This window comes from Bacillus sp. 05T31 (assembly GCF_056396725.1).
In genome coordinates this window covers 1-5,970 of the sequence record NZ_JBFTMA010000457.1, presented here as the reverse complement: position 1 = coordinate 5,970, position 5,970 = coordinate 1, and the positions used below count along the sequence as shown (strand labels likewise).

The 5,970-nt window shown below is 38.2% G+C and carries 7 protein-coding genes and 1 pseudogene; 2 read left to right on the top strand and 6 right to left on the bottom strand.

Annotation, left to right across the window (positions count from 1 at the left end):
- Nucleotides 1–137 precede the first annotated feature (137 nt).
- Together AC1DJR_RS21810 and AC1DJR_RS21805 are read right to left on the bottom strand one after the other, a co-directional pair.
- The gene (locus tag AC1DJR_RS21810) at nucleotides 138–521 is read right to left on the bottom strand and encodes a HEPN domain-containing protein (RefSeq protein ID WP_429687798.1); all 384 of its coding nucleotides are present in this window, start codon (nucleotides 519–521) and stop codon (nucleotides 138–140) included.
- Nucleotides 505–840 carry a nucleotidyltransferase domain-containing protein gene (locus tag AC1DJR_RS21805; protein WP_477003481.1) on the bottom strand — a complete coding sequence of 112 codons (336 nt, stop codon included), beginning with the start codon at nucleotides 838–840 and terminating at the stop codon, nucleotides 505–507. Before AC1DJR_RS21805 ends, AC1DJR_RS21810 begins: the two co-directional genes overlap by 17 nt.
- A 401-nt stretch (nucleotides 841–1,241) precedes the next feature.
- Here AC1DJR_RS21805 and AC1DJR_RS21800 point away from each other — a divergent pair.
- Nucleotides 1,242–1,568: pseudogene (locus AC1DJR_RS21800) on the top strand (hypothetical protein); the annotation flags it as partial.
- A 240-nt stretch (nucleotides 1,569–1,808) separates the two neighbouring features.
- Here AC1DJR_RS21800 and AC1DJR_RS21795 read toward each other — a convergent pair.
- On the bottom strand, nucleotides 1,809–2,195 hold the full coding sequence (locus AC1DJR_RS21795; RefSeq protein ID WP_477003480.1) for a hypothetical protein: 387 nt from the start codon (nucleotides 2,193–2,195) through the stop codon (nucleotides 1,809–1,811).
- Between the two features lie 41 nt (nucleotides 2,196–2,236).
- Between AC1DJR_RS21795 and AC1DJR_RS21790 the strand changes: the two genes are divergently transcribed.
- On the top strand, nucleotides 2,237–3,442 hold the full coding sequence (locus AC1DJR_RS21790; RefSeq protein WP_477003479.1) for an alpha/beta hydrolase family protein: 1,206 nt from the start codon (nucleotides 2,237–2,239) through the stop codon (nucleotides 3,440–3,442).
- A 166-nt stretch (nucleotides 3,443–3,608) separates the two neighbouring features.
- On the opposite strand, the gene AC1DJR_RS21785 is transcribed toward AC1DJR_RS21790, so the two are convergent.
- The 3 genes from AC1DJR_RS21785 to AC1DJR_RS21775 are packed head-to-tail and all read right to left on the bottom strand — an operon-like array spanning nucleotide 3,609 to nucleotide 5,833.
- On the bottom strand, nucleotides 3,609–4,880 hold the full coding sequence (locus tag AC1DJR_RS21785) for an FtsW/RodA/SpoVE family cell cycle protein (RefSeq protein WP_429691939.1): 1,272 nt from the start codon (nucleotides 4,878–4,880) through the stop codon (nucleotides 3,609–3,611).
- Between the two features lie 7 nt (nucleotides 4,881–4,887).
- Complete coding sequence (locus tag AC1DJR_RS21780) at nucleotides 4,888–5,295, bottom strand: PadR family transcriptional regulator (RefSeq protein ID WP_429691940.1); 408 nt, start codon at nucleotides 5,293–5,295, stop codon at nucleotides 4,888–4,890.
- Nucleotides 5,296–5,299: 4 nt separating this feature from the next.
- The gene (locus AC1DJR_RS21775; protein WP_429691941.1) at nucleotides 5,300–5,833 is read right to left on the bottom strand and encodes a sigma-70 family RNA polymerase sigma factor; all 534 of its coding nucleotides are present in this window, start codon (nucleotides 5,831–5,833) and stop codon (nucleotides 5,300–5,302) included.
- Nucleotides 5,834–5,970: the final 137 nt, after the last annotated feature.

Sequence of the window (5,970 nt, the reverse complement as noted above, 5' to 3'; positions counted from 1 at the left end):
GAGTTTTAAGTTAATAACTAAGACACCTTGATTTTTTATCAAGGTGTTTCTTTTGTATACAAAATTTACATTCCGAACACCTTTAAGACGCTAAAAAAATGAACCTCTATCTCTTAAAATCATTTTTTCATCCTCTGTTATTTAACTTTTTCTAAAACAAAACTCTTAATATTGTCCGCACTTTTTATAGCTCGCAATACGTCCGTTTTATTCAGTTCTTCAAAATAAGGATATCTAACTTCAACCCCATAACTATTTAGCTCTGCACAATCATCTCTCAAATCATTAAATTCCACATCAAATTCAGCACATCTCCTTGCTAATAGCAACAAATTATGTGTTTTAGGCGGATGAGTGCCATTGAACGTTAAATACCCCTTTAAATATTTTTCAGCACACTGTTGACAATGATAACAAATAATTGCAAAAGGTATAGGTATTAAAGACAATAGATGGTTAGCAGCTCTAATATCTGAATCCGCAATTCCAAACCATAAATTTGCCTCATTGAAGTTTTTCATACAATACCTTACCTTCTTCGGCAATCTTGTATTCCATTGTTACAGGATTACCAGAGCGCTCATTAAATTCTTCAGAACCGTAAACAAGTAAATCGACTGGCGTTTTCATTACATCRAATATACTTAAATTCAATTYCTTTAAGGCTTCTCTTTTYCTYTTACCAATACCATCAACCACTACACATAAATCAAAATCACTATCCTCATTAGGTGTACCGTAAGCATGAGACCCAAATAAAATAATTTTATTAACATCAGAAAGAGAAGAAGTCATTCTATCTATTAATTGATTTAACTCTTTTTGAACATTAGTATTCATTCCATTCACCTCTTTAAATTAATCCTATCTAGTAAAAGCAAATTAATAAGCTGATTCATTTCAACTCCAACACTACTGCATTTTTTAAACGTTATAATAATACTTATTATACCTTTCATATTTATATCCTGTTAAGCAACAAAAACCGCATGAAAGTTCTCCCTTCATACGGTTTCTTTTTATACTAGCGCAGCGACTTGTTCTTGTTGATCTACAGAGATTGCAGCTTTATAGTGCCGGTGAGGTTAGCCCCTTTGTAATTAGGGCCGATCCGGAGAGTTTTGAACTTATTACACCTTGATATGAATCAAGGTGTTTCTTTTTGTGCAGGACTTACACCTTTAAAGTAGAATATATCATTTTAGAAAAAAACAAGGAGTGAAAAAACGAATCATTATTTCATTGCTATTTATGACGGTGAGTTTCCTACCGAAAAATTACATACCATTTTACAATCTAATCACACTTTTACTGATCTAAACATCCGCACCCTTTCAATCTCATCACCAAGACCTTTCACCTTATTAGTTGGCGAAGAACACGACGCACTCACAACCGGACTTACAGACAAATACCATTTATTAACGAAAGAGTTGCAAGCACTTGAGCAACAAGAGAAGTACTATTACGTATATGATTATAAAATTAGAAAAACCATCGAGAATCCTACCCAAAAATGCTTTCCATTAGCCAAGATCAATATAAGTGTTACGAAATTCCATAAAATGAGTTCTCTCATTGTTAATAGATTTGAAAACTTACACAAAGTGTTCTACAGATTCATTTTGAGATCGAGCCGTTTTTTATTAAAAAACAGGAATCTACTTAGCACTTTTCTATCCTGATTCCTATATTATGGACTGTATATGATATTAGCACATCCTTTAATGTATTATTTAGAAAGTAGGAGGAAAACATGTATGAACAATATTTAAAGCACTGTTGGCGTTATGAGTACCCAGTTAATTTTATGGGATCCGCAGTACCTCCAGCTTATGCTGCTCCAGTAAATAATCCGATGTATACAGCATCCCCAGTACCTCCAGCTTATACTGCTCCAGTAAATAGTCCGATGTATACAGCATCCCCAGTACCTCCAGCTTATACTGCTCCAGTAAATAATCCGATGTATACAGCATCCCCAGTACCTCCAGCTTATACTGCTCCAGTAAATAATCCGATGTATACAGCATCCCCAGTACCTCCAGCTTATACTGCTCCARTAAATAATCCAATATATGCAACATCCCCAGTACCTCCAGCTTATACTGCTCCAATAAATAATCCAATATATGCAACATCCGCAGTACCTCCAGCTTATGCTGCTCCAATAAATAATCCGATGTATACAGCATCCCCAGTACCTCCAGCTTATGCTGCTCCAGTAAATAATCCGATGTATACAGCATCCACCAAAAAGAAAATTGATACACAACCACTCCCTTCACTGACAAGTCAAAAGGGCGTCTATGCCACGGATTTTTTTTTCAAAGATAAATCTTTTAATTTCGAAACATTGCGTGCCGCTGGATTCGCAGTTGACAACGGTGCCGATCTCAACGAAGTGTTCTTGACCGCTGCCGCAATCCCAGAGGGGGATGAAGAGGCATGGATGAGGGAGTGGAAATCTACCGCAGACCGTATTTATGAGAGTGGCAAATATTCCTTCGAACACGGGGACAAAATTAGCGCACGGGAGGCATTCTTGCGCGCTTCGGCCTACTATCGCAACGCTGAATTTTACCGTCGCAAGGATCCCCAAAACGATCCACACGTTCTCGAGCTATTCAATCTTTCTCGCGAGGCGTTTGTGAAGGCGGGAAAACTACTGGATGGTCCCTTCGAGGAAATYGCCATCCCTTACGGCAAAGATACACTCCCTGGATACTTGCTCCTCATGGACGGCAGTGGGAAACCCCGTCCGACTCTCATTTACACCAATGGATTTGACTCGACGACAGAAGAAGGCTACTACGTTATTGGCGCAGCCGCATTGCGACGCGGTTTTAACGTGCTCCTGTATGACGGTCCTGGTACGGGCCGCATGATCCGTGAGAAGAAAGTATCCTATCGTCCAGACTGGGAAGTAGTGCTTGGTTCTGTTATTGATTATGCTGAGACACGTCCTGAGATTGACAAGTCCCAAATTGTGTTATTTGGATATAGCCTGGGCGGATATCTTTGCGCTCGGACAGCCGCCTTTGATCATCGCCCCGCAGCAATCGTGCTCGACGACGGTATGACRARCTTTGGCGCGACGTATCCYCCGCTTCCWGAATYCCTTGTTGAGTGGATCAAAGCCGGACTCGATCAACAGGCGATACCCGTACTCGAGTGGATCAAGAAACAAGACACCTACGCTCGTTGGGCGTTGCAAAATGGCGTATGGGTGTTTGGTACTTCGAATGAGCCGGAATACATCCGTAAAAGCGAGCGTTTTGCCCTTACCACCGAAGACATGCGCAAAATCAATTCCCCAGCTCTAATTCTTGAGGGAGAGAACGATCTTGTGTTCAAGGGACAGGCAAGCAAGCTCGCATCCGAATTAAAAGCTCCCCACAAGCACGTCTTAATGCGAGTTCCCTATTTCACGCTAATGTAGCTACTCGTTCTTGTTCATCTACAGTAATTACAACGTCTGTTAATGCTTTTTCTCGTTCTGCTATATTTCATTTCGACGCTGTTATCATTTGTAACGTCAATAAAAGCGTATAGCACCAACTGATTTGGAGAGTTTTGAGTCTATAACGAAAACACCTTGATAATCATCAAGGTGTCTTTTTCATTCTAAACGACATATCTTTACGCCGATATACACTCAGCACAATCCCCATTAAAAGCGCATGAAATACAGTTGGTGTTAATCCATAACTAATAAAGGGTAGTGATATAGAAGCAATCGGTAATAAGCCTAGGATCATTCCAACGTTATAAATGAACTGAACTATGAAAAGAGTCATGCCTCCAACTAAAAGCAGTTTACCGTATCGATCATTTATTTTATAAGATATGACTACTAACCTTACTACGAAAAGAGAAAGGATCAGGACAAGGATTAATGCAAGCACATATCCATAATAGTAAGTCAAACTTGCAAATACAAAATCAGTATCCGCAGTAGGGATGAACTTTGTATCTCCATATGTTCCAAACCAACCAGCTGATGACATTACCTCTTTTAAACGTATATACATAAACCCTGCGCCACGTGCATCACGCTCTGGATTTATATATGCTAAAAAGGTAGGCCAGTGATAACTTTTCACTGAAGGCCAATAAGAGAATACCCCGAAAATAAATAAACAAATGGGCACAGCTGTAATAATCACTACCTTTTTCTTTCCTAACCTACTCCACCAAAGCATAACAAATACCATCACAATATAAATAAATATTGTTGAAAGAGCTGATCCAATTAAGAATAAATACAAAGAAAATAAATACAGGGCCACAAGATGCATAACTTTTATCCTACTATTATTAAAAAAAGAAGCCCAAGCTAGAAAGAAAAAAGGTACCGCCATTAAGCGACCAATTGCAATGGGACCGATTTTTATTAACGGTTCTCCAGCCACCGAAACATGAGGAAAACAGTATAACATTAACAAGATCAGTATCCCAATTGTATAAAACAACCATCCAAATCTCTCTAACTTCCGATAATCAATCAGCATCATCCCTAACGCTGTTGCAATACCAAGAACAACAGATATCACCTTATTCATTAGTAAATCATTCATATATCCAAAAGCTATAACTGGCAAAAATCCTAGCCCCATCGCAGCCACTAATAAAATAAGTAAGAACCAATCAACCTTTGGCTTATGCAGTTTGTTCAGTTCCCGGCCAAGTTTAATCGGACTTCCCATTTGTTCAACAGCCTTATCTTCAGCAACTTCCTCACTTAACCCTTTTTCTATCCACATATTCTTCGCCTGTTTCAAGTGAAAGTCTAGTTCCGTTGCCACTAAGTCCTTCGCTTCTTTTGATTTAATATGGTTCGTAACTTCGCTTAAAAAACGCTCCCCTTTTTTGTTCAATTTTATCTCACTCCTGTACTAATCCTTTTAATATAAACCGTGCCTTCGTAGCATCTTTTTCTGCCTTTCGCAGCATCTTGTTTCCCTTATCATTTAATTGATAATATTTAGCTCCTGAATGATCCCAACTTGATTGGATAAAACGATTCTGTTCTAGACGATGTAATAAAGTGTATAGAGACCCTTCATCGCCTTCGTATTTTTGAATCCCTCTCCCCCGCAGTAACTGCATCAATTCATAACCCGTTTTTTCATTCATAAGAAGTTGCAACACTGCTAAAAGGATATCTTCTTCCTTTTCGGACGATTGATTGATTTTTTCGTGCACCCGCTTTCGATGCTGATCAGAAAAACTCAAATGTTTAAAAGTTGTRTTCTCCATTGATTTTCGCARGCCTTTTAATCGATCTTCCATTTGATTATTCCTCCAATCCTTTCTTCAAAAGCTCCTTCGCTTTTTTCAGTCTCGTTTTTATCGTGTTTTCTTTCACTTCTATTACAATAGCAATCTCTTTAATTGATAGTTCTTCATAATAAAATAGATAAATGACTTCTCGATATTTTATCGGTAAATTCATTACTGCAGAAGCCAGTTCACGGTCCTTCGCATTTTGAATAACAGTTTGTTCGACACTATCATTTTGAACCCCAATATAAGCAGCTTCATCCTCTGTCACGATCACCTTTTTGTTATACCAACTTTTTATGTAGTCCTTACATTGATTAATCGCAATTCTCCATAGCCACGTTTTCACATTCGATTTCCCTTTGTATGTATGAAGAGATTTATAACATTTCACAAATATATCTTGCGTTACATCCTCAGCAATCTCTTTATTGTTTACATATGAATACACAAGCTGCAGGACTTCTTGTCCATACTTGTTCATGATTTCATCGATAAAGAGTTCCTTATCTTCTATTTCAAACGCTTCTACCGTTAATTCATCCACATCATTTCCTCCTTCCCATWTATTAGACGACGCACTGTATGGAAAAGTTTTATAAATTCATAAAAAAAATACGGATGGCAATGTCCGTACCGTTTTTGTCGAACCTTTATTTCAAGCTCTTTTTCTTTACTAAGAGC

Bases quoted from the DNA above. Each gene is read 5' to 3' on its own strand.
- AC1DJR_RS21810 (WP_429687798.1), bottom strand. From the start codon at position 521: ATGAAAAACTTCAATGAGGCAAATTTATGGTTTGGAATTGCGGATTCA.